The following is a 1,428-nucleotide window of genomic DNA, read 5'->3' as shown; positions in this document are numbered from 1 at the left end:
GACGCGGACGGCGACGACCGCGAGGAGCCGGTCGCCGGGCGGCCGACTCCCCGGGACGGAGCAGCCGCCTTCAGCGATTTATGACAAACCGTCACATACCGTGGCAGGGAGAACAGGGCGAGCTCCCTCGTGCCATGCGTCAGCGGGACTCCCGCCACCGGTGCCGCCCTGACCCCGGCCACGGCGCCACGCCCTGGGCGGGACCGATCCCGGACCCTGGAAGGCAGCACCCTCGTGCAGAAGATCACTCGGCTCGCCGTGGCCCTCGCGACCGCGCTCACCACGGCAGCCGCCGGCGCCCCGTCGGCCGCGGCCGCGTACGACGGCGACAGCCACCCGCACGGCGGGCACCACGCGGTGTTCGTCCAGACCGACAACCCGGCCGGCAACCAGGTCGTCGCCTACCACCGGGCCGACGACGGGCAGCTCACCCCGGCCGGCAGCTACGACACCAACGGCCTCGGCGGCGTGCTGGACGGCTCGGTCGCCGACCACCTCGCCTCCCAGGGCTCCCTCACCTACGACCCGCGCCACGCCCTGCTGTACGCGGTGAACGCCGGCAGCGACACCGTCTCCGTCTTCTCCGTCGACGGCGACCGGCTCGCACTGCAGCAGGTGATCGGCTCAGGCGGCCGCTTCCCGGTGAGCGTCGCCGTGCACGACGACACCGTCTACGTGCTCAACGCCCTGGACGGCGGCTCGATCCAGGGCTTCACCGTCAAGGACGGCTGCCTGGAGGCGCAGCAGGCCTGGCACCGCCCGCTCGGGCTCGACCCGGACGCCACGCCCCAGTTCACCCACACCCCCGGACAGGTCGGCTTCACCGGCGACGGCTCGCAGCTGGTGGTCACCACCAAGGCGAACGGCAGCAGCCTCCTGGTCTTCGCCCTCGACCGCGACGGCGCGCCCGCCGACACCCCCGTCACCACCAGCCTGCCCGGCGCCGTGCCGTTCGCCTTCGTCCCCAACGGCCGGCACGGCCTGTTCCTGGCCGAGGCGGGTACCAACGCCGTGGCCACGTTCACGATCCACCGCGACGGCACCGCCACCCAGGAGGCCTCCGCTGCCACCGGCCAGGCGGCCACCTGCTGGATCGTCGCCGTCCGCGACCTGCTCTACGCCTCCAACGCGGGCAGCTCCACCCTCACCGGCGTCCGCACCGCCGACCGCGGGCGCCAACTGACCGTCCTGGGCAACACCCCGACCGACCCCGGCACCGTCGACGCCGCGGTCTCCGCCGACGGGCACTACCTGTACGCCCAGACCGGCGTCAACGGCATCCTCGACGCCTTCGCGGTCAACGACGACGGCTCCCTCACCGCGCTCGGCACCGAGACGGTTCCGGAGGGCGCCGGCGGCGAAGGCATCGTGGCCTTCTGACCCCACCGGCACGGCCGGCGGCCCGGGCGGCGGAGCGCGAGCCCGCAC

Annotated in this window: 1 protein-coding gene; it reads left to right on the top strand. The window is 74.2% G+C overall.

Annotated elements, in window-relative coordinates:
• The first annotated feature begins 234 nt into the window (after nucleotides 1-234).
• Nucleotides 235-1,380 (top strand): lactonase family protein, encoded by a 1,146-nt coding sequence (locus ACFW1A_RS40500; protein ID WP_380418744.1) that lies wholly within the window; start codon nucleotides 235-237, stop codon nucleotides 1,378-1,380.
• The last annotated feature ends 48 nt before the right edge of the window (nucleotides 1,381-1,428 follow it).

Origin of the sequence: Kitasatospora sp. NPDC058965 (assembly GCF_042741245.1) — a bacterium.
In the GTDB taxonomy this organism is placed as follows: Bacteria; Actinomycetota; Actinomycetes; order Streptomycetales; family Streptomycetaceae; genus Kitasatospora.
Note: the sequence above shows the minus strand (reverse complement) of the source record. Positions and strands in the feature narration are given on the sequence as shown.